Raw genomic sequence first — 18,908 nt, forward strand, 5'->3', positions numbered from 1 at the left:
GTTGCCAGTATAAACAATAAAGGCGCCCTAAGGCGCCTTTATCGGGGGCGGGAATTAGCCAGCGTAGTTTTCGTTGACGAAGTCCCAGTTCACCAGCGCCCAGAAGCCTTTCAGGTAATCCGGACGTACGTTGCGGTAATCGATGTAGTAGGCGTGTTCCCACAGGTCGACAGTCAGCAGCGCAGTCTGGCCTTCGGTCATCGGAGTACCGGCGTTGCTGGTGTTGACGATGTCCAGAGTACCGTCAGCGTTCTTCACCAGCCAGGTCCAGCTGGAACCGAAGTTGTTAACGGCCTTGTCATTGAACTCTTCCTGGAACTTCTCGAAAGAGCCCCACTTTACAGCGATGGCATCAGCGATGGCGCCAGTCGGTGCGCCGCCACCGTTCGGAGACAGGCAGTGCCAGTAGAAGGTGTGGTTCCATACCTGAGCCGCGTTGTTGAAGATGCCGCCAGCCGGAGCTGTCTTGATGATCTCTTCCAGAGACTTGCCTTCGTATTCGGTGCCCGGTACCAGACCGTTCAGCTTGACCACGTAGGTGTTGTGGTGCTTGCCGTGGTGGAATTCCAGGGTTTCGGCAGAGATGTGCGGTTCCAGTGCATCTTTTGCGTACGGCAGTGCAGGCAGTTCGAAGCTCATAATATTCACCTTGATTTGTCAGACAGGTTCAGCATAAAACTGTTTTTCTAATGAGGACTGGCCTCTCGTGTGCCCTGATGATAGCACCAACAGGGCGGCTTATCATGACACAGTTTGTGGGGTATTCGAGAAGGTCAGTTTCCCACCTGCCTCCTTACATGGAGGCGGGTGACAGGAATACAAGGTCTCAGTCGGCAGGCGAGTGCCGTTGCTGGACCAGACAGAGCGCGGCAATGGCACGTCCTTCGGAAAATTCGTCATGAATGAAGAGTTCGGCCAGGCGGGACATGGGCCAGGGAACCACTTCGAGGGGCTCGGGCTCGTCACCTTCCAGACTGCTGGGATAAAGGTCACGGGCCAGAATAACTTCCAGACGGTGCCCCATATAGTTCGGTGCCGCGGTCAACTGGCGGACATGGGACAGTTCACGTGCCGCGAAGCCGACCTCTTCCTGCAGCTCACGGTTGGCAGCGGTCATCATGTCCTCACCCGGGTCGATCAAGCCCTTGGGCAGGGTCAGTACATAATCTTCAAGGCCAGCCGCATATTCACGGATCAGCAGCACTTCATCGTGCTCGTTGATGGCAACGATCATCACGGCGCCGTGACCGCCGGTTCTGAGCCGCTCATAACGGCGTTCGGTGCCGTTGCTGAAGCGCAGATCCATGGCCTCGATATGAAACAACCGGCTGCTGGCCACTTTGGTCAACTTCAAAATCTCGGGTTTGGCAGTCATACTGAATTATCCGAAAACTGTTGTTAGCTGTCAGAGTGTTCCCTGATTATGCTTGATTGGCAAGCCATAGATACCGTTCTGCTCGACATGGACGGTACCCTCCTGGATCTTCATTTCGATTCCCATTTCTGGCTGGAACTCCTGCCAGAACGTTATGCCCAGCACCATGGACTGGAACTTGAACAGGCGCGTAACTGGTTGCATGAGCGCATCCGTCGTGAGCAGGGAGCGTTGAGCTGGTACTGTCTGGACTACTGGACCGAACAGTTGAACCTGCCGATCGTGCCATTGAAGCGTGAAATCATGAACCGCATCGGCTTTCGCCCGGGAGCCCGGGCATTTCTGCAGGCTTTGCGGGCCAGCGGTCGGCGCACAGTCATCGCGACCAATGCTCACCGCGACAGTCTGTCGCTGAAGATTGAAGTGACGGCGATCGACACTCTGGTCGATGTAGTGATCTGTTCGCACGATTTTGGCTATCCAAAAGAGGAACAGGCGTTCTGGCATGCCTTGCAGGAAGTGGAGCCCTTCGACCCACAGAGAACACTGCTGGTGGATGACAGCCTGGCGGTATTGGCCTCGGCCAAACGCTACGGGATCGCCCATCTGCTGTCGATTACTCAGCCGGACTCGACTCAACCTGAGCGTCGTATCGATGAATACGAAGCCACCAATGATTTCAGTGAGGTAATTCACGCGTTATGAGCCACCATTACAAGGAGCAGCAGGCGCGCGAGAAAGAGCAGCAGAGCCACAGAGCCGTGCGTCTGGACAAGTGGCTCTGGGCTGCGCGTTTTTACAAGACCCGTGCGCTGGCCAAGCAGATGATCGAGGGGGGCAAGGTTCACTACGATGGCCAGAGGGCAAAATGCAGCAAGGCCGTGGAGGTTGGTGCGCTGATCCAGCTGCGTCAGGGCTACGAGGAAAAGACGGTTGAGGTGCTGGCGCTCTCCGATCAACGCCGAGGTGCTGCTGAGGCGCAAAAGCTCTATCGGGAAACCGAAGACAGCATCAAGGCGCGGGAAGAGCGGGCACTGGCCCGCAAGACTGAAGGCAGCGCGCCGGACCAGCGTCCCAACAAGAAGAGCCGACGCGAACTGCTGCGAATCAAGGGCAGCTGGGACTGACCCCCGAAAGCGTCAGCCGCTGAAAAAAGGCAGGCGCCCGAGCAGAGGAAGGCGGCCGGCCAGACGGTAGAGCGGCCCCAGCAGACGCATCAGCCCCTGATTCATCCAATGAGGTACTGGCGATGCGCAGGCCCAGGCCAGGGTCACCAGTGCCAGGCTCAAGCCGCCGACTGCCGCATCCGTGAACCAGTGCGCACCACCGAACAGGCGTGGTGACATCAGGAAAAGTGCCAGAGCGGTGGCGGCCAATGTGCCGAGGTTGCGGGCGTTGAACAGCAGAAAGCCGAGCCAGACCATCAGGACACTGGCATGGTCTCCCGGGAAGCTGGTCGTGGCGCTGTCCTTGGCCGGGATGTCAGGCAGTTCGGTACTGAAGCGGTACGCCGGTTCCAGTTGCAGCGAGGGGCTGTGCCCGCTGAGGCCGCTGGAAACCGAATACTCGGACAGCGCCTCGCGCATGGGCAGCATCAGGATCATCAGCAACAGGAAACCGGTAAAGCCGGCCTGCAGCTGATTGCGCTTGAGGCCCAGCCCGGGAAACACCAGAAACACCAGCATCACCAGTGCCGATATCGCATCGACCTCGCGGGTATTCATCCAGGCCCAGAAGCTGGCCCAGGTTTCGCTGGCAAAGAGCGAGCCGTTCAGGGCAAAAAATATCTGGGCATCAAGGCTGCGCCACAGGGCTCGACCGCTTTCGTTAACGAAGCTGAACAGCAGGGCGGCCGCGGCCAGATGCATGCCGATCAGCAAGGCAGGGCGCCAGCGGGTGGAAAACACGGGGTCTGGGGTGATCATTTTGAACTCATTCGGCTAGAATTACGGTTTACGCATTTTAGCAACACCCTTTGGCTGACTCACCCTGTCAGTCGAGAAAACTCAGACCAGAAGACCCCGGGAACCACTTGATGAGCAATCCTGATCAGATTCAGCGTATTCTTTTTGACCAGATCGATGTCCGCGGAGTAGTCGCAGGCCTTGAAAACAGCTATCAGGAAGTGCTGTCCCGTCACGACTATCCCCTGGTGCTGCAGCGTCTGCTGGGCGAAATGCTCGCGGCGGTGAGCATGCTCAGTTCGACCTTGAAATTCGAAGGACGTTTGTTGCTGCAGGCACAGGGTGAGGGTGCCGTCAGGCTGCTGATGGCTGAATGCAACCACCATCAGGATTTGAGGGCCATTGCCCGTTATGAGGGCGAAGTGGCTGATGATCTGGCGTTCAATGAACTGCTGGTCAAGGGTCGTATTGCCCTGACGATTGAGCCGGAAAAAGGCCAGCGCTACCAGGGCGTGGTACCTCTGGAGCATTCGACGCTTGCCCAGTGTTTGCAGGCCTACTTCGAGCAGTCCGAGCAGCTAGGCACCTCCATCCATCTGGCCGCTGATGGTCAGCGTGCGGCAGGTTTGATGTTGCAGGTGTTGCCGGCCGAAGGAACAGGAGACGAGGACTGGTCTAGGGTCAGCATGCTGGCATCTACGTTAAAAGACGATGAGCTGTTGCAGCTGGATAATGAAGAGCTGCTTTTCCGCCTGTTCCACGAAGAAACCTGCCGCCTTTACGAACCCCAGTCACTGCGTTTTCAGTGTGACTGCTCCCGTGAACGCAGTGCTGAAGCGCTGAAGTTCATGACAGAGGACGAGTTGCTGGACATTCTGGCTGAACAGAATGGCAGCATCGATGTGGGCTGTCAGTTCTGCAACCAGCAATATCACTTCGACGAAACCGACATTCGGGCACTGTTCAGTGAGCCGGGCTACCTCGATCAGGATGGCCGGATGCACTGAGAATCAGTGGCTTAGCCGGGATCTGTACACGCCTGATGGGATGCCAAATGAGAATGATTCAATGCAGTCCCATCAGCGTACATTTTGTGCAATAATAGCGCCCCAAAAATAACGATTCGAACTGCGTTGACCGGAACGCAGCAGCCTTTTTGCTTTCAGGTAATAGTTTGGCGAAGTGCCAAGGGAATCCAGTAATGACCAAAGAAACCGTCAATAGCGTACACGTGAATCTGACACCAGCTGAGCTGGTGGAGTGTGCGATTCAGCGTAATGAAGGTGTCCTGGCTGACACCGGAGCACTGGTTGTCACCACCGGACAGCGTACTGGCCGTTCGCCGATGGATCGTTTCATCGTTGAAGAGCCCAGCACTGCTGATGCCATCGAGTGGGGCAACATCAATCGCCCGTTCGATGCCGACAAGTTCGATGCGCTTTGGGCGCGGGTTGAAGAGTATCTGGCGGACAAGGAACATTATGTTGCCAATGTACACGTGGGTGCTGATCACAACCACTACCTGCCGGTGAAAATGACCACCGAAACCGCGTGGCAGAACCTCTTTGGTCTGAACCTGTTCATCCGTCCGCACGAGTACAACCCCAAGGACAAGGAAGAGTGGCAGATCCTGAACGTTGCCGGCTTCCAGTGCGAGCCTGAGCGTGACGGCACCAACTCTGACGGCTGCGTCATCCTGAACTTCGCCAAGCGCAAGGTACTGATCGCTGGTATGCGTTACGCCGGTGAAATGAAGAAGGCGATGTTCTCCGTACAGAACTTCCTGCTGCCGGAGAAAGACGTACTGCCGATGCACTGCTCCGCCAACATCGGTGAAGACGGTTCTACGACTCTGTTCTTCGGTCTGTCCGGTACCGGCAAGACCACCCTGTCTGCAGACCCGGAACGTTACCTGATTGGTGACGACGAGCACGGCTGGGGCAAGGGTGTGGTCTTCAACCTGGAAGGTGGCTGCTACGCCAAGACCATCAACCTGAGCAAGAAGAACGAGCCGATCATCTGGGATGCCATCCGTTTCGGCGCCATCGTTGAGAACGTCAAGCTGGATGACAACCGCAAGGCTGACTACAACGATACCAGCCTGACCGAAAACGGCCGTTGTGCCTACCCGCTGGATCACGTGGACAAGCGTTCTGCCACCAACATGGGTGACGAGCCGGATTCCATCGTCTTCCTGACCTGCGACCTGACGGGCGTACTGCCGCCGGTTTCCGTGCTGACCAAAGAAGCGGCTGCATACCACTTCCTGTCCGGTTACACCGCACTGGTCGGTTCTACCGAAATGGGTTCAGGTGGCGGCATCAAGTCCACTTTCTCTACCTGCTTTGGTGCGCCTTTCTTCCCGCGCCCGGCTCACGTGTACGCCGAGCTGTTGATGAAGCGCATCGAAGAATACGGCTCTCGCGTCTACCTGGTGAACACCGGCTGGACCGGCGGTTCCTACGGTGTGGGTGAGCGTTTCAGCATTCCGACAACGCGTGCCATCATCAGTGCCATCCAGAGTGGTGCGCTGAAAGATTGTGAAACCGTGCAGCTGGACGGCATCAACCTGGCAGTACCGACCGCGGTTCCGGGTGTTGACACCAACCTGCTGAACCCGCGTGACACCTGGGCTGACAAGTCGGCCTACGACGCTGCCGCTGCCGATCTGGCACAGCAGTTCGTCAACAACTTCACCAAGTTTGCCGGTGTATCCGAAGAGATCATCGCTGCAGGTCCCAAGGCCTGAGCCTGACCTGAAAGCAAACCGGATAAACGCCCTGCTTCTGCAGGGCGTTTTTGTTTGCGCGCTTCAGTGGCTGGCGGGCTCAGTTCGGGGGGAGTGGACCGAGCGATACAGCCAGTGCTGTTGAGGCAGCCGGGGCAGCAGGCGGCTGATGATGGCGATCGTAATGAGGGCAAAGGCCAGTCGTGCCCATAAAATGCCCGAGAGGTCGGCACCCATCACCAGTACCAGCAGAGTGTCCTCAATCAAGCTGTGACAGAGACCGAGCAGGCTGATGGCGCAGAAAACATCGGCAGGCTCGATGTCACCCTTTTCTGCTTCTCTGATCAACAGGCCTCCACCATAGGCCAATCCCAGCGTCATGCCGATCAGGGTGATCGACAGGGCGTTCGGAGCAATGCCGATCAGTTTCAACAACGGCCGAAGTGCCCACTCAATCAGTCGCTCGATCCCCAGCAGTCTCAGCAGGCGCAGCGATGTCATCAGCAGCAGGATCATCAGTGCGGTCCAGAACAATGTCTGCAGCTGGCTCAGCCCCCATTCCAGCCAGCCGCCCCCGGCAGGCTGCGGCTGCCATGGCAGTTCCTGAGTTGTCTGCAGGCTGTCACTGAGACGGTAGCCATGGTGCAGAATAGTGCCGAGCAGGATGCCGCCGCCGATTCGCAACAGCAATTGTGGCAAAACGCGGCAGCCGGCTTTCTGGGCAACCCGTATCTCCACGGGCAGGTTATGGGCGCTGAGCAACAGTACGCCCAGTACCGTAACTTGAGCCAGGGTCCAGTCAGCGGTGCCCTGTGTGGAAAAGAAGATCACGACCCCGGTGTAGATGTTGGTCAGCAGGCTGGTTGCCCAGATTAGGCCGGCTTCCGGGGGCAAGCCCATCCACCCCATGATCGGAGTGAGCAACTGACCCAGCCATTCGGTGGCGCCGAGCTCGGTCAGCAGCTTTACCACCAGAATGGCCGGGATCATGATCTTGAACAGTGTGGTAATGACTTTAAGACTGTCGCTGACAACTTCACGACAGCCTTGCAGGAGGCGTTTGAGCATCAGCTGACTTTCAGTTTGAAATCAATGTTGCGCAGGTATCCTGCTTCCTGTTCCAGGTCGGCTCGGGTCAGAGGGTGGTGATTAAGCCAACCGGGGGGAAAGTTCAGCTCGATCTTCTGGTCGTCGACTTTCAGCATAAAGGCTGGCAGTCGGGCCTTGCTGCGGCTGCGATGCATGATGACCGACAAGCGAAGCAGCAGGCAGAGGTAACGGTATGGCTGTCGCAGTTTGTCAGGCAGCTGGCGGTACTCCTCCTTGGGAAATTTACGCCGGTGGCCGCGAACCAGAAATGCCAGCAGCTGCTGCTCCAGACGAGTGAAACCGGGGAGATCGGAGTGTTGCAGCAGGTAGGCACTGTGCTTGTGAAACTGGCTATGGGCGACCGCCAGACCAATCTCGTGGCTGCGGGCGGCCCAGCTCAGCATTTCGTGATACTTGCCGGCTTCCAGGCTCCAGCTTTCCTTGACCTGTGCCAGTGCAATCAGGGCGGTGGCCTCGACACGTGCCGCCTGTTTCCGGTCTACATGGTAACGGCGGCCCAGTGCGTTGATGGTTCGCTCGCGCACGTCTTCGTGGCGCAGGCGCCCTGCCATGTCATAGAGGACCCCCTCCCGCAGAGCACCTTCGGAAAAGCTCATCTGCTGGACGTCGAGGGACTCGAAGACGGCGCTCAGGATAGCGACACCGGCGGGCAAAACAGCGCGGCGTTCCGGCTTGATGCCATCAATGTCGAGGTTGTCCACATTGCCCTGATCAATCAGATACTGGCAAAGCCGACTCAGTGCTTCACGTGTGATCTGTTCAGTACTGAAACCCAGTGACAGGCATGCCTGATGAGCCGCCTTGACGGTGCCTGAGGCTCCGACACTGCTGTTCCAGCCCAGACGCCGATAATCGCGCCGGATCGACAGCAGCTCCTGCATGGCAGCGGTGCGGGCGGCCTGCATGGCCTGTGCCGTGATCCGGCCATCGGCAAAAAACAGGTCGGTATAGCTGACACACCCCATGTGCAGGCTTTCGCAGACGCGCGGCTCAAAGCGCTCGCCAATGATGAACTCTGTGCTGCCGCCACCGATATCCACGACCAGTCGGCGGCCGGTATCATCGGCCAGCGTATGGGCAACGCCAAGATAGATCAGGCGGGCTTCTTCACGGCCGGCAATGACTTCCACCGGGGTGCCCAGCAGGGCCTGTGCGCGTTCAATAAAAGCCTCACTATTGCGCGCCTGACGCAAGGCATTGGTGCCGACCACCCGAATCGACTGGCGCTGCAGGTCGCTGACGCGCTGCGCAAATCGGCTCAGGCACTCCAGTCCTCGGGCCATGGCTTCTTCGGTCAGGCAGTCATCGGTATCCAGACCGGCGGCCAGTTGAACCTTTTCCGACAGCACGTCCAGCGTCTTCAATTCGCCGGCGAACAGCTGAGATACGATGATGTGAAAGCTGTTCGAACCGAGATCGATAGCGGCCAGCAGCGAGCTGTCGGAGGCAGGGGCCTGCGATGGATCCTGAGTGTGCATTGAGCGTTGTCCTCTGTATCAAGCGCGTACAAGCCTTCAAAAATACCGGTTATGCGGCCTGACGCGCTACCCTAATTTGATGACACCCGTCAGCACAGAGGGGGAATCTGGCGGGAATCGGTGGCAGGTGTTATCATCAAAACCAATGTTTCTAACGCACCAGGTGCACTGGAGAATCCATCCATGAGTGAAAATATCGTCAATGTAACTGACGCCTCCTTCGAAGAAGATGTCCTCAAGGCGGACGGCGCTGTACTGGTAGACTACTGGGCTGAATGGTGCGGACCTTGCAAAATGATCGCCCCGGTTCTGGAAGAGATTGCCAAGGAGTATGCGGGCAAGCTGAAGGTCTGCAAGCTGAACATCGACGAGAACAACGAAACTCCGCCCAAGTTTGGTATTCGCGGAATTCCGACCCTGATGCTGTTCAAGGGTGGCAATGTTGAAGCGACCAAGGTCGGCGCCCTGTCCAAATCGCAGCTGGCGGCCTTCATCGACGCCAACCTGTAAGATGTTTGAAAAACGCAGCCTCCGTGGCTGCGTTTTTCTTGATCCCGGCTGGACACTGTCCAGGTTACCTTTTATAGTAGTTTGACTTATCGGCCCGGCGATCCATTGCGTGGGCTTCAATAGCTGTATCTTAACCTTGTTCTTCTGACTAACCTTCCGGTTTCCATCCGTAACCAGTCGATAGCGGCTGCTTCCTGAAAACTATGAATCTTACCGAACTCAAACTTAAAAGCGTTCCGGAACTTCTGGAAATTGCTACCGAAATGGGCCTCGAAAACATGGCCCGCTCCCGCAAGCAGGATGTCATCTTCGCAATTCTGAAGCGACACGCCAAAAGCGGTGAAGATATCTATGGCAACGGTGTACTGGAGATTCTCCAGGATGGCTTCGGCTTTCTGCGCTCTGCCGACTCTTCCTACCTGGCCGGCCCTGATGACATCTATGTATCGCCCAGTCAGATCCGCCGCTTCAACCTGCGTACCGGTGATACCATTGCAGGTAAGATTCGCCCGCCGAAGGACGGCGAACGCTACTTCGCACTGCTGAAGGTCAACGAGATCAACTATGACCGTCCGGAAAACGCGAAGAACAAGATCCTGTTCGAGAACCTGACACCGCTGTTTGCGCAGGAACGTCTGCGCATGGAGATCGGTAACGGCAGTACCGAAGATCTGACGGCGCGTGTGATCGACCTGGTTTGTCCGATGGGCAAGGGGCAGCGTGCATTGATCGTGTCACCGCCGAAGGCGGGTAAGACGCTAATGCTGCAGAATATTGCCAACAGCATCACCCGTAACAACCCTGAGTGCTACCTGATCGTACTGCTGATCGACGAACGCCCAGAGGAAGTGACCGAGATGCAGCGCACCGTGCGCGGCGAAGTGGTTGCCTCTACCTTCGATGAACCTCCGGCACGTCACGTTCAGGTTGCCGAGATGGTGCTGGAAAAAGCCAAGCGTCTGACCGAGCACAAGAAGGATGTGGTAATTCTGCTCGACTCCATCACCCGTCTGGCCCGTGCCTACAACACCGTCATTCCGTCTTCCGGCAAGGTACTGACCGGTGGTGTGGATGCTCACGCGCTGGAGCGTCCGAAGCGCTTCTTCGGTGCGGCCCGTAACATCGAGGAAGGCGGCAGCCTGACTATCATCGCCACGGCGCTGGTCGACACCGGCTCCAAGATGGATGAAGTGATCTTCGAAGAGTTCAAGGGTACCGGTAACTCCGAAGTACACCTGGACCGCAAAGTAGCCGAAAAGCGCGTGTTCCCGGCGATCAACATCCGTCGTTCCGGTACCCGCCGTGAAGACCTGCTGACGTCCGAGGAAGAGCTGCAGCGGATGTGGATCCTGCGCAAACTGCTGGACCCGATGGAAGATGCGGCGGCTACCGAGTTTGTTATCGACAAGCTGAAGGACTTCAAGACCAATGACGAGTTCTTCCTGTCGATGAAACGCAAGTAAGCGACAGTAATGACCGGTGAACCGGTAAAGACAGGGTAAGCGTAACAACTTACCCTTTTTTTATGTACAGGACGTACGTCATGCCGCAGGTGCAGTGAGGCGCAGGAGCGGCATTATACTCAGTCGTACTCTTTGCACAGGCGATCTCATGTCTACACCCAAATACAAGGATCTGCGCGACTTCATCAAGATGCTGGAAGCGCGTGGTGAGCTCAAGCGTATCAGCATGCCGGTGGACCCGGTGCTGGAAATGACCGAAATCTGTGACCGCACACTCAGAGCCGGTGGCCCAGCGCTGCTGTTCGAGAATCCCAAAGGCTATGACATGCCGGTGCTGGGCAACCTGTTCGGGACTCCGGAGCGGGTCGCTTTGGGTATGGGCGAAGAATCGGTGACCGCGCTGCGGGAGGTGGGCAAGCTGCTGGCACAACTGAAGGAGCCGGAGCCGCCCCGCGGCATGAAGGATGCCTGGGAAAAACTGCCGTTGTACAAGCAGGTCCTCAATATGGGACCCAAGCAGGTGCGCAAGGCGCCCTGCCAGGAAGTCGTATTGGAGGGCGATGCCGTCGATCTCTACCGGATACCGATCCAGACCTGCTGGCCCGGTGATGCCGGCCCGCTGGTGACCTGGCCGCTGGTGGTGACGCGTGGTCCTGAAAAGCCGCGACAGAACCTGGGGATCTATCGTCAGCAGTTGATCGGTCGGAACAAGCTGATCATGCGCTGGCTGGCGCATCGTGGCGGCGCGCTGGATTTTCGTGAATGGAAGCAGGCCCATCCGGGCGAACGGTTTCCGGTTGCTGTGGCTCTGGGGGCTGATCCCGCCACGATTCTCGGTGCCGTGACCCCGGTCCCCGATACCCTGTCCGAGTATGCCTTTGCCGGTCTGCTGCGGGGTGGCAAGACCGAGGTGGTCAAATGTCTGGGGAGTGACCTTCAGGTGCCGGCCAGTGCCGAGATCATCCTTGAAGGCTACATCGATCCTGACGAGATGGCCGATGAAGGTCCCTTTGGTGACCATACCGGCTACTACAACGAAGTGGATCGTTTTCCGGTGTTCACCGTGGAGCGGATCACTCGACGCAAGGATGCCATCTACCACAGCACCTATACCGGTCGTCCGCCTGATGAGCCGGCGGTGCTCGGTGTGGCTCTGAACGAAGTCTTTGTGCCGATCCTGCAGAAGCAGTTCCCCGAAATCGTCGACTTCTATCTGCCGCCGGAAGGGTGCTCCTATCGCATGGCCGTCGTGACCATCAAGAAGCAGTACCCCGGCCATGCCAAGCGGATTATGCTCGGTGTCTGGTCTTTCCTGCGGCAGTTCATGTACACCAAGTTCGTCATCGTCTGTGATGACGATGTAAATGCCCGCGATTGGCAGGATGTTATATGGGCGATTACGACCCGGATGGATCCTCAGCGCGATACGCTGATGATCGATAATACGCCTATCGACTACCTCGACTTCGCCTCACCGGTATCGGGACTGGGCTCGAAAATGGGGCTTGATGCCACCAACAAGTGGCATGGCGAGACCGACCGTGAGTGGGGGGAACCGATCCAGATGGATTCGGCGACCAAGGCTCGGGTCGATGAGATCTGGGACCAACTGGATATTTGTTAAACCGAACCGACCGGATGGTTAGCCTGTCCGGCCAGGGAGTGAACACGTGTTTCCCGTAGAGAAAAAACATTGCAACATCACCGGCTTTGAAGCGCTCAATCATGATGTGTTCCGGGTGCGCCTGCGCCTCGAAACTCAGGATCCGGAGAACATGCATTACCATGCCGGCCAGTATCTGGATCTTTGCCTGCCTGAAGGCAAGAAAGCTTCGTTCTCCATCGCTTCAGCGCCGGATCAGGGGCGTGATCTTGAGCTGCATATCCGTCAGGTGCCGGGCAGCGAGTTTAACGCGATGATTCTGGAGACGCTGCGTACCCAGAGCGAGATTGATGTCGAACTGCCCAAAGGCACGGTTTACCTGAGTCAGTCAGAGGTGAAGCCTGAAACCCGTTTCATTTTTGCGGCTGCCAGCACCGGGTTTGCCCAGATCAAGAGCATGGTGGAGCATCTGCTGGCCAATCAGGCGGGCAACCCGATTGAGATCTACTGGGGTGCGCGCGTTGAAGCGGATATGTATCTTGAAAAGCTGCCGCAACAGTGGGCGGCCGAGCATGCGAACGTGAGCTTCATCCCGGTGGTCAGCGAGCCGGAAAACAGCCCGGGTTGGCAGGGACGTACCGGTTTGATGCCGGATGCCCTCGCGGATGATCTGACGGCTGTCGATGCCGATCTGGCAGTTTATGCCTGTGGCTCTCCCGGCATGGTGCACGCACTGGTCGACCGTCTGGAGGCTAAAGGGGTTGCTGAAGAGCAGATCCATTCGGATGTGTTTGCCTGGGCTCCGCGTCCGGAGAAGACCGCACTGGCCTGATGTGCACGGCGAGTGCCCGGTCCTGAAATAGGCTGGCATCTGGGTCCAGCTCAGGAACAAAACAGAAAAGGGGCGGCTCCTGCAGGAGTCGCCCCTTTTTTGGGTGCCAACGCTGTGGCTCAGCGTCGGAATACGATCCGGCCGTCCATCAGTGTCGCATTGACGCGGCCCTTGAGTGTCTGACCAAGGAACGGCGTATTCTTGCCTGCTGATCTCAGACTCTCCTCGCTGACAACCCATTCGGCCTGAGGGTCGAAGATGCAGATGTCGGCCTGGGAGCCGATGGCCAGGGTACCGGCGTCTATCCCCAGGATGCGAGCGGGTGCTGCAGTCAGGGTTTCGATCAGCTGTGGCAGCTCCAGCAGTTGCTGCTCCACCAGTGACAGGCTCAGCGGCAGCAGGGTTTCCAGTCCGGTCATGCCCGGTTCGGTTGCAGCAAACGGCGCCTGCTTGGCGATCGGGTCGTGTGGCTGGTGGTCCGAACAGATGGCAGCGATGGTGCCGGTGACCAGACCCTGGCGCAGGCCGGCACGGTCCAGCTGGCTGCGCAACGGTGGCTGGAGATGGTAGGCGGCGTTGAAGCCGTTGACACTCTCGTCGGTCAGCAGCAGATGCTGGATGGCGACATCAGCTGTGACATCCAGGCCGCGTTCACGAGCGGCCTCGATCATGCGTACCGAACGTTCGCAGGAAAGCTGGCCGAAGTGGGCGCGCACACCAGTCTGTTCCACCAGCAACAGGCAGCGGGACACTTCGATGGTTTCTGCCGCTTCGGGAATGCCATTAAGACCCAGTCGGGTGGAGGTGGTGTCATCATGCATGCAGCCGTTGGCGGCCAGGGCGTTGTCCTGTGCCTGAAACACCACCAGCAAGTCGTGAGTCGCGGCGTATTCCAGACAGCGCATCAGCGTCTGGCTACTGGCAATGGCGTTACGCATGTTGGTGAAGGCGATACAGCCTGAGCTGGCCAGCCCGTGCAGGGGAGCCAGTTGTTCGCCTTCAAGGCCCCGGGTCAGCGCGCCCATCGGCAGTACGCGGGCAAAGCCCAGGTCTGCCGCCCTATCCTGAATGAGCTCGGCCACGGCCGCGGTTTCCACAATCGGCTGGGTATCGGGGGTGACCACCAGTGTCGTGATGCCCCCTGCGGCAGCTGCTGCGGTTTCGCTGGCGATGGTGCCCTTCTGGGTATAGCCGGGCTCGCGCAGGTTGGTACACAGGTCGATCAGGCCTGGGCAAACCACCTGGCCGACGGCGTCGATCACCTCGTCGGCCGCAAAGCCGTCGGGTGCCTGCCCAAGTGCGGTGATGGCGCCGTTCTGGATGTAGAGGTCGGCCACTTCATCCCACTGCTGGGTCGGATCGATCACGCGGCCGCCCTGGATCAAAATGTTCATGCCTGCTCCTCCTGGCCCGTTTCACCTCGCTGTGACAGCTGTCCGCTCATCGCCTTGGACATCACCGCCATACGCACGGCGATACCGTTGGTCACCTGATCCAGAATCAGGGAGCGTGGGCCATCAGCCACTTCCGACTCGATTTCGACACCACGGTTGATGGGGCCCGGGTGCATCACCACGGCATCCGGCTTGGCATATGCCAGTTTGTCGCGGTTGAGGCCATAGAGCTTGTAGAACTCGGACTCGCTCGGCAGCAGCGCGCTCTGCATGCGCTCCTTCTGCAGACGCAGCATCATGATGACATCCACGTCGCGCAAACCGGGGGCCATCTCGGTGAAAACCTTCACGCCCAGTGCTTCGATATGGCGCGGCAGCAGGGTCTTGGGGGCGATGACGCGGATCTCGTCGACGCCGAGAGTGCGCAGGGCGTGGATCTGGGAGCGGGCCACGCGGGAGTGCAGAATGTCACCCACGATGGCTACTTTCAGCGGCGCAAAGTCACCCTTGTGGCGGCGGATGGTCAGCATGTCCAGCATCGCCTGCGTCGGGTGGGCATGGCGGCCATCACCGGCGTTGATCACGGCGACATTGGGTGTGACGTGCTGGGCGATGAAGTGGGCCGCGCCGCTGTCAGAATGGCGCACCACGAACATGTCGGAGTGCATCGCTTCCAGGGTCATCAGCGTGTCCTTCAGGGTCTCGCCCTTTTTGGTCGAAGAGGTGTTGATATTCAGGTTCAACACATCCGCGGACAGGCGCTTGGCCGCCAGCTCGAACGTGGACAGGGTGCGGGTGCTGTTCTCGAAGAACAGGTTGGCCACGGTCTTGCCGCGCAGCAAGGGGATCTTCTTGACCTGCTGCTGGCTCATGTCGACGAAGGAATCGGCGGTATCGAGGATCTCGGTCAGCAGCTCGCGCGGCAAACCTTCGGTAGTCAGAAAGTGGCGCAGCTGGCCGTCTGCGGTCAGCTGTATCGCGTTCGGGTCGTTAGCCTCAAACATGGTGGTGTGCTCTTGTCGTTTCAGTCACGCTGACGGATGGTCAGCGTCAAGGGATCGGGGCCATTGAGTTTGACCAGCTGGTCGGGACCCAACGCCAGAGTACCGCCGATGACGTCGGCCTGGATCGGCAACTCTCGGCGCTGCAGGTCCAGCAGGGTGATCAGGCTGATCGAGGCGGGGCGGCCGTAGTCGAACAGCTCATTCATGGCAGCTCGAATGGTGCGACCGCTCATGATGACATCGTCGACCAGCAGAATGTCGCGGCCTTCGGTGGCACAGGGCAGCTGGGTCGGCTGAACCTTGGGGTTCATGCCCACCTGGGAGAAGTCATCACGGTAGAAGCTGATATCCAGAATGCCCAGCGGGCTGGTCAGCTCCAGCTGCTGGTGCAGGCGTTCCGCGAGCCAGACGCCGCCAGTGCGAATACCGATCATCAGCGGATCATTGAGGTGGCGCTGGGCGATCAGGGCGCGGGTTTCACCGGTCATCTTATCGAGCAGTGCATCAACGCTCAGGGTTCCCGAGACCATAAATGTCCTCCAGTCGGGTGTGGCTAGGGATACGTTCGGGACTGTTGAACCAGTCCTCCAGAATCAGTTGCGCGGCAATGCCGTCCACCGACTCCTGTTTGAAGTTGGTACCGCCACCCGCGTCCAGATGAATGCGCTTGGCTTCCGCCGTTGTCAGGCGTTCGTCACAGAGGAAGCAGGGGAGTTGATAGCGGTCCTGAATGCGGTTGGCAAACTTGCGTGCGCGGCGGGCCATCTCCGAGATGGTGCCGTCCATATTGAGCGGAATGCCCACGACCAGAGTGTCGGGTTGCCATTGTTTGACAAGAGTATCCAGAGCATCCCAGTCCGGAATGCCGTCACGGGCCCGGATCGGATCGATCGGGCTGGCGCTGGCGGTCAGGCTCTGGCCGATCGCCAGGCCGATGCGTGTCGTGCCGAAATCGAATCCCAGCACCAGTTGGGTGTCGCTGCTCATCCAGTCGCTTCAGTCAGGCGTGTCCGGCGTGGGCCGTCAGCAGGTTCAGATTGATGCCCAGGGTGGCGGCGGCGGCGTGCAGCCGGTCCTCCAGTGGCAGGTGGAAAAGTATATCTGAATTTGCCGGACAGCTTAACCAGAGGTTTTCACGCAGTTCCTGTTCCAGCTGCTCGGGACCCCAGCCGGCGTAACCCAGTGCCACCAGAAAGGTGTCGGGGCCTTCTCCACGGGCGATGGCTTCGAGAATATCCAGCGAAGTCGTCAGGCAGATATCGTCATTGATGGCATGGGTGGAGAGCCATTCCTGATGCGGTGCGCGAGTGTGCAGCACGAAGCCGCGATCATCACGTACCGGGCCGCCGTTGAAAATGGGGCGCTCGGATTCAAGGCCGGTCTGGTTTTCCAGCTCCAGATGATTGAGCAGGTCACACATGCGAATACCGCTGGGACGATTGACGACGATACCCATGGCGCCATACTCATTATGATCACAGATGTAAATCACGGTTTGAGCGAAGGTGTCATCGAGCAGGTGCGGCATTGAGATCAGGAAGTGGTCACGAAGCGAGGTGAAAGGCATGGTCAGGATCTCTTCGCCGGTAATGTTAGTTTAGGCTTAGTACACCCGGGCCTGTTTCTCAAATTTCCAGGTGCGAATGATTTCAAGACGATCCACGTGCTTGCGCATTTCCACCGGGAAACTCTGGAAGGGGGACGCCTGCTGCACGATGCGGATGGCGGCATCATCCAGAATTCGATAGCCGGATGAAGAAAGGATCTCGATATTGACCACCTGTCCGTCGGGGTTCAGCGCAACCAGCAGTCGCAGGGTGCCTTGAAGCCCCTGGCGGCGGGCCTGTTCGGGGTAGTTCAGGTTGCCCACGGTCTCGACGCGGCGGCGCCAGTTGTCCAGGTAGGCAGCGTACTTGTGGGCGCGTGTTGCCGCCGAAGTCAGTCGCAGCACCCGGGGCTTTTTCGCGCGCTCCTCGCGGATCAGATCGAGTTTGGCCTGCAGACTGGCCATCTCGAGACTGCGCGCCATCAGCGATGTTGAGCTGCTGGGTTGGGCAGCGGGAACTGCAGCCTGTTTGTCAGGTTTGGCTTGGGTGTTCTGCGTGGCGTCCTCTGTCTGACGGCTGATCTGGGGGCGCTGCGCACGGCTGTCCTGGCCTTGCCGTTCCGACTCCTGGCCTGCGCTGGGCTCAGTGACAGGGGTGGGCTTGGCCGGTTCCGGGGCGGGTGGCTGTTGGGCTGCCTGCAGCCTTGATTCGGTGCTCGCCAGAGGGGCGATCTCGGTGGTCGAGGGCGTGGCTGCCTGATCGGCGCTGCCACTGCCGCGCTGATTGTGCTGGGCGATGAAGTCCGCCTTTTCGGGTTCTTCCTTTTGTGGATACTGCGCCAGGGTGACATCCAGTGTTTGTTGCGGCGGCTCGACCTCCGGCAGCGTGAAGCTGAGGGCAAGCAGAAGGACGCCATGTGCCAGCGTGGCCATGAACAGCATGAAGCCGAAGCTGTCTCTGTTCAGGTGATGCCAGAGTGGCAAATGGTCGTCCATGGTGCTCATCGTGCTGCCAGCTTCCCTTCTATGCAGTCCATCAGTTGCATGCCGATATCGAGATTAAACTGGCTGTCCAGCTCACGGATACAGGTCGGGCTGGTGACGTTGATTTCGGTCAGGTAATCGCCGATCACATCCAGGCCGACGAACAGCAGCCCCTTCTCTTTCAGTGTTGGTCCCACCTGCTCGGCGATCCAGCGATCCCGATCGCTCAGCGGGCGGCCTTCACCGCGCCCTCCGGCCGCCAGGTTGCCGCGTGTCTCGCCCGCCATGGGGATGCGTGCCAGAGCATAGGGCACGGGCTCGCCATCGATCATCAGAATGCGCTTGTCGCCATCCTTGATCTCGGGGATGTACTTCTGCGCCATGATGGTCTGGGTGCCGTGCGCGGTCAGTGTCTCAATGATCACGCCCAGATTGGTGCCATCTTCGCGGATGTGGAAAATCGAAGAGCCGCCCATGCCGTCCAGCGGCTTGAAAATGACGTTCTTGTGCTCGGCATGAAACTGGCGCAGCAGGTCTTCACGACGGGTGACCAGTACCGGCGGACAGCATTGCGGAAAGTGCGTGGCGAACAGTTTCTCGTTGAAATCGCGCAGGCTGCCGGTACGGTTTACGATCAGGGTCCCTTCGGCTTCGGCCATGGCCAGCAGGTGAGTGCTGTAGATGAACTCGTTGTCGAACGGCGGGTCCTTGCGCATCAGGATCACGTCCAGGTCAGCCAGATCGCGAATGGCATAGTCGCCACGTTCGAACCAGTTTTCCGGATCCATGGCGACTTTCAGCGGCGCCATCTGTGCCTTGACCTTGCCATCACGCAGGAACAGGTGCTGCTGCTCCATGTAGTGCAGTTCCCAGCCCTTGCGCTGTGCGGCCCAGAGCATGGCCAGAGAGCTGTCTTTCTTGTAGCTGATGGCCTCGATGGGGTCCATCACGATGCCGACTTTGACTGTCATCATCTG

20 protein-coding genes are annotated in these 18,908 nt (G+C 58.6%); 8 read left to right on the forward strand and 12 right to left on the reverse strand.

The genetic code is table 11. The features are described from left to right. Positions 1 to 54: 54 nt before the first annotated feature. Complete coding sequence (locus tag LN244_RS00665; protein ID WP_239040939.1) at positions 55 to 639, reverse strand: superoxide dismutase; 585 nt, start codon at positions 637 to 639, stop codon at positions 55 to 57. 187 nt (positions 640 to 826) lie between these two features. Further along, on the reverse strand, positions 827 to 1,375 hold the full coding sequence (gene nudE, locus LN244_RS00670; protein WP_239040940.1) for an ADP compounds hydrolase NudE: 549 nt from the start codon (positions 1,373 to 1,375) through the stop codon (positions 827 to 829). A 48-nt stretch (positions 1,376 to 1,423) separates the two neighbouring features. Between nudE and yrfG the strand changes: the two genes are divergently transcribed. Continuing rightward, a complete protein-coding gene (yrfG, locus tag LN244_RS00675) occupies positions 1,424 to 2,080 on the forward strand; it encodes a GMP/IMP nucleotidase (RefSeq protein WP_239040941.1) in 657 nt (218 codons plus the stop codon). Beyond that, positions 2,077 to 2,502, forward strand: a complete 426-nt coding sequence (gene hslR / locus LN244_RS00680) for a ribosome-associated heat shock protein Hsp15 (RefSeq protein ID WP_239040942.1) — start codon at positions 2,077 to 2,079, stop codon at positions 2,500 to 2,502. The genes yrfG and hslR overlap by 4 nt, the downstream gene beginning before the upstream one ends. A gap of 12 nt (positions 2,503 to 2,514) precedes the next feature. On the opposite strand, the gene LN244_RS00685 is transcribed toward hslR, so the two are convergent. Next, on the reverse strand, positions 2,515 to 3,300 hold the full coding sequence (locus LN244_RS00685; RefSeq protein WP_239040943.1) for a phosphatase PAP2 family protein: 786 nt from the start codon (positions 3,298 to 3,300) through the stop codon (positions 2,515 to 2,517). A gap of 110 nt (positions 3,301 to 3,410) precedes the next feature. On the opposite strand from LN244_RS00685, the gene hslO reads away from it, so the two are divergent. Continuing rightward, on the forward strand, positions 3,411 to 4,286 hold the full coding sequence (gene hslO, locus LN244_RS00690; RefSeq protein WP_239040944.1) for an Hsp33 family molecular chaperone HslO: 876 nt from the start codon (positions 3,411 to 3,413) through the stop codon (positions 4,284 to 4,286). 194 nt (positions 4,287 to 4,480) lie between these two features. Next, positions 4,481 to 6,028: a phosphoenolpyruvate carboxykinase gene (locus LN244_RS00695; RefSeq protein WP_239040945.1), complete on the forward strand. Its 1,548-nt coding sequence runs from the start codon at positions 4,481 to 4,483 to the stop codon at positions 6,026 to 6,028. 63 nt (positions 6,029 to 6,091) lie between these two features. Here LN244_RS00695 and LN244_RS00700 read toward each other — a convergent pair whose 3' ends face one another. Continuing rightward, a complete protein-coding gene (locus LN244_RS00700) occupies positions 6,092 to 7,075 on the reverse strand; it encodes a nucleoside recognition domain-containing protein (protein ID WP_239040946.1) in 984 nt (327 codons plus the stop codon). Then, on the reverse strand, positions 7,075 to 8,595 hold the full coding sequence (gene ppx, locus LN244_RS00705; protein ID WP_239040947.1) for an exopolyphosphatase: 1,521 nt from the start codon (positions 8,593 to 8,595) through the stop codon (positions 7,075 to 7,077). The genes LN244_RS00700 and ppx overlap by 1 nt, the downstream gene beginning before the upstream one ends. Before the next feature lie 183 nt (positions 8,596 to 8,778). Between ppx and trxA the strand changes: the two genes are divergently transcribed. The 4 genes from trxA to LN244_RS00725 all read left to right on the forward strand — a co-directional run bounded on the left by trxA (position 8,779) and on the right by LN244_RS00725 (position 13,003). Continuing rightward, a complete protein-coding gene (gene trxA, locus LN244_RS00710; RefSeq protein ID WP_106591462.1) occupies positions 8,779 to 9,105 on the forward strand; it encodes a thioredoxin TrxA in 327 nt (108 codons plus the stop codon). Between the two features lie 203 nt (positions 9,106 to 9,308). Continuing rightward, positions 9,309 to 10,568, forward strand: a complete 1,260-nt coding sequence (gene rho, locus LN244_RS00715; RefSeq protein ID WP_239040948.1) for a transcription termination factor Rho — start codon at positions 9,309 to 9,311, stop codon at positions 10,566 to 10,568. Positions 10,569 to 10,716: 148 nt separating this feature from the next. Then, entirely contained in the window at positions 10,717 to 12,192 is a 1,476-nt protein-coding gene (gene ubiD / locus LN244_RS00720; RefSeq protein WP_239040949.1) for a 4-hydroxy-3-polyprenylbenzoate decarboxylase, read from the forward strand. 46 nt (positions 12,193 to 12,238) lie between these two features. Continuing rightward, complete coding sequence (locus LN244_RS00725; RefSeq protein ID WP_239040950.1) at positions 12,239 to 13,003, forward strand: NAD(P)H-flavin reductase; 765 nt, start codon at positions 12,239 to 12,241, stop codon at positions 13,001 to 13,003. A gap of 119 nt (positions 13,004 to 13,122) precedes the next feature. Here LN244_RS00725 and LN244_RS00730 read toward each other — a convergent pair whose 3' ends face one another. Genes LN244_RS00730 through gshB form a run of 7 tightly spaced genes read right to left on the reverse strand, consistent with a single transcriptional unit; the run spans position 13,123 to position 18,902 of the window. Continuing rightward, positions 13,123 to 14,397, reverse strand: coding sequence for a dihydroorotase (locus tag LN244_RS00730; protein WP_239040951.1), 1,275 nt, complete (start codon positions 14,395 to 14,397; stop codon positions 13,123 to 13,125). Beyond that, positions 14,394 to 15,401: an aspartate carbamoyltransferase catalytic subunit gene (locus tag LN244_RS00735; RefSeq protein ID WP_239040952.1), complete on the reverse strand. Its 1,008-nt coding sequence runs from the start codon at positions 15,399 to 15,401 to the stop codon at positions 14,394 to 14,396. The genes LN244_RS00730 and LN244_RS00735 overlap by 4 nt, the downstream gene beginning before the upstream one ends. A gap of 20 nt (positions 15,402 to 15,421) precedes the next feature. Continuing rightward, the gene (gene pyrR, locus LN244_RS00740) at positions 15,422 to 15,931 is read right to left on the reverse strand and encodes a bifunctional pyr operon transcriptional regulator/uracil phosphoribosyltransferase PyrR (RefSeq protein ID WP_239040953.1); all 510 of its coding nucleotides are present in this window, start codon (positions 15,929 to 15,931) and stop codon (positions 15,422 to 15,424) included. After that, a complete protein-coding gene (gene ruvX / locus LN244_RS00745) occupies positions 15,906 to 16,388 on the reverse strand; it encodes a Holliday junction resolvase RuvX (RefSeq protein ID WP_239040954.1) in 483 nt (160 codons plus the stop codon). Before ruvX ends, pyrR begins: the two co-directional genes overlap by 26 nt. A gap of 13 nt (positions 16,389 to 16,401) precedes the next feature. Beyond that, positions 16,402 to 16,974, reverse strand: a complete 573-nt coding sequence (locus LN244_RS00750) for a YqgE/AlgH family protein (RefSeq protein ID WP_408904460.1) — start codon at positions 16,972 to 16,974, stop codon at positions 16,402 to 16,404. Positions 16,975 to 17,004: 30 nt separating this feature from the next. Continuing rightward, positions 17,005 to 17,952, reverse strand: a complete 948-nt coding sequence (locus tag LN244_RS00755) for an energy transducer TonB (protein WP_239040956.1) — start codon at positions 17,950 to 17,952, stop codon at positions 17,005 to 17,007. Next, on the reverse strand, positions 17,949 to 18,902 hold the full coding sequence (gshB, locus tag LN244_RS00760) for a glutathione synthase (RefSeq protein WP_239040957.1): 954 nt from the start codon (positions 18,900 to 18,902) through the stop codon (positions 17,949 to 17,951). The genes LN244_RS00755 and gshB overlap by 4 nt, the downstream gene beginning before the upstream one ends. Positions 18,903 to 18,908: the final 6 nt, after the last annotated feature.

The sequence above is a fragment of the Marinobacterium sediminicola genome (genome assembly GCF_022343685.1).
Taxonomy (GTDB): Bacteria; Pseudomonadota; Gammaproteobacteria; order Pseudomonadales; family Balneatricaceae; genus Marinobacterium; species Marinobacterium sediminicola.

Bases quoted from the DNA above. Each gene is read 5' to 3' on its own strand.
- LN244_RS00665 (WP_239040939.1), bottom strand. From the start codon at position 639: ATGAGCTTCGAACTGCCTGCACTGCCGTACGCAAAAGATGCACTGGAA.
- nudE (WP_239040940.1), bottom strand. From the start codon at position 1,375: ATGACTGCCAAACCCGAGATTTTGAAGTTGACCAAAGTGGCCAGCAGC.
- yrfG (WP_239040941.1), top strand. From the start codon at position 1,424: ATGCTTGATTGGCAAGCCATAGATACCGTTCTGCTCGACATGGACGGT.
- hslR (WP_239040942.1), top strand. From the start codon at position 2,077: ATGAGCCACCATTACAAGGAGCAGCAGGCGCGCGAGAAAGAGCAGCAG.
- LN244_RS00685 (WP_239040943.1), bottom strand. From the start codon at position 3,300: ATGATCACCCCAGACCCCGTGTTTTCCACCCGCTGGCGCCCTGCCTTG.
- hslO (WP_239040944.1), top strand. From the start codon at position 3,411: ATGAGCAATCCTGATCAGATTCAGCGTATTCTTTTTGACCAGATCGAT.
- LN244_RS00695 (WP_239040945.1), top strand. From the start codon at position 4,481: ATGACCAAAGAAACCGTCAATAGCGTACACGTGAATCTGACACCAGCT.
- LN244_RS00700 (WP_239040946.1), bottom strand. From the start codon at position 7,075: ATGCTCAAACGCCTCCTGCAAGGCTGTCGTGAAGTTGTCAGCGACAGT.
- ppx (WP_239040947.1), bottom strand. From the start codon at position 8,595: ATGCACACTCAGGATCCATCGCAGGCCCCTGCCTCCGACAGCTCGCTG.
- trxA (WP_106591462.1), top strand. From the start codon at position 8,779: ATGAGTGAAAATATCGTCAATGTAACTGACGCCTCCTTCGAAGAAGAT.
- rho (WP_239040948.1), top strand. From the start codon at position 9,309: ATGAATCTTACCGAACTCAAACTTAAAAGCGTTCCGGAACTTCTGGAA.
- ubiD (WP_239040949.1), top strand. From the start codon at position 10,717: ATGTCTACACCCAAATACAAGGATCTGCGCGACTTCATCAAGATGCTG.
- LN244_RS00730 (WP_239040951.1), bottom strand. From the start codon at position 14,397: ATGAACATTTTGATCCAGGGCGGCCGCGTGATCGATCCGACCCAGCAG.
- LN244_RS00735 (WP_239040952.1), bottom strand. From the start codon at position 15,401: ATGTTTGAGGCTAACGACCCGAACGCGATACAGCTGACCGCAGACGGC.
- pyrR (WP_239040953.1), bottom strand. From the start codon at position 15,931: ATGGTCTCGGGAACCCTGAGCGTTGATGCACTGCTCGATAAGATGACC.
- ruvX (WP_239040954.1), bottom strand. From the start codon at position 16,388: ATGAGCAGCGACACCCAACTGGTGCTGGGATTCGATTTCGGCACGACA.
- LN244_RS00755 (WP_239040956.1), bottom strand. From the start codon at position 17,952: ATGAGCACCATGGACGACCATTTGCCACTCTGGCATCACCTGAACAGA.
- gshB (WP_239040957.1), bottom strand. From the start codon at position 18,902: ATGACAGTCAAAGTCGGCATCGTGATGGACCCCATCGAGGCCATCAGC.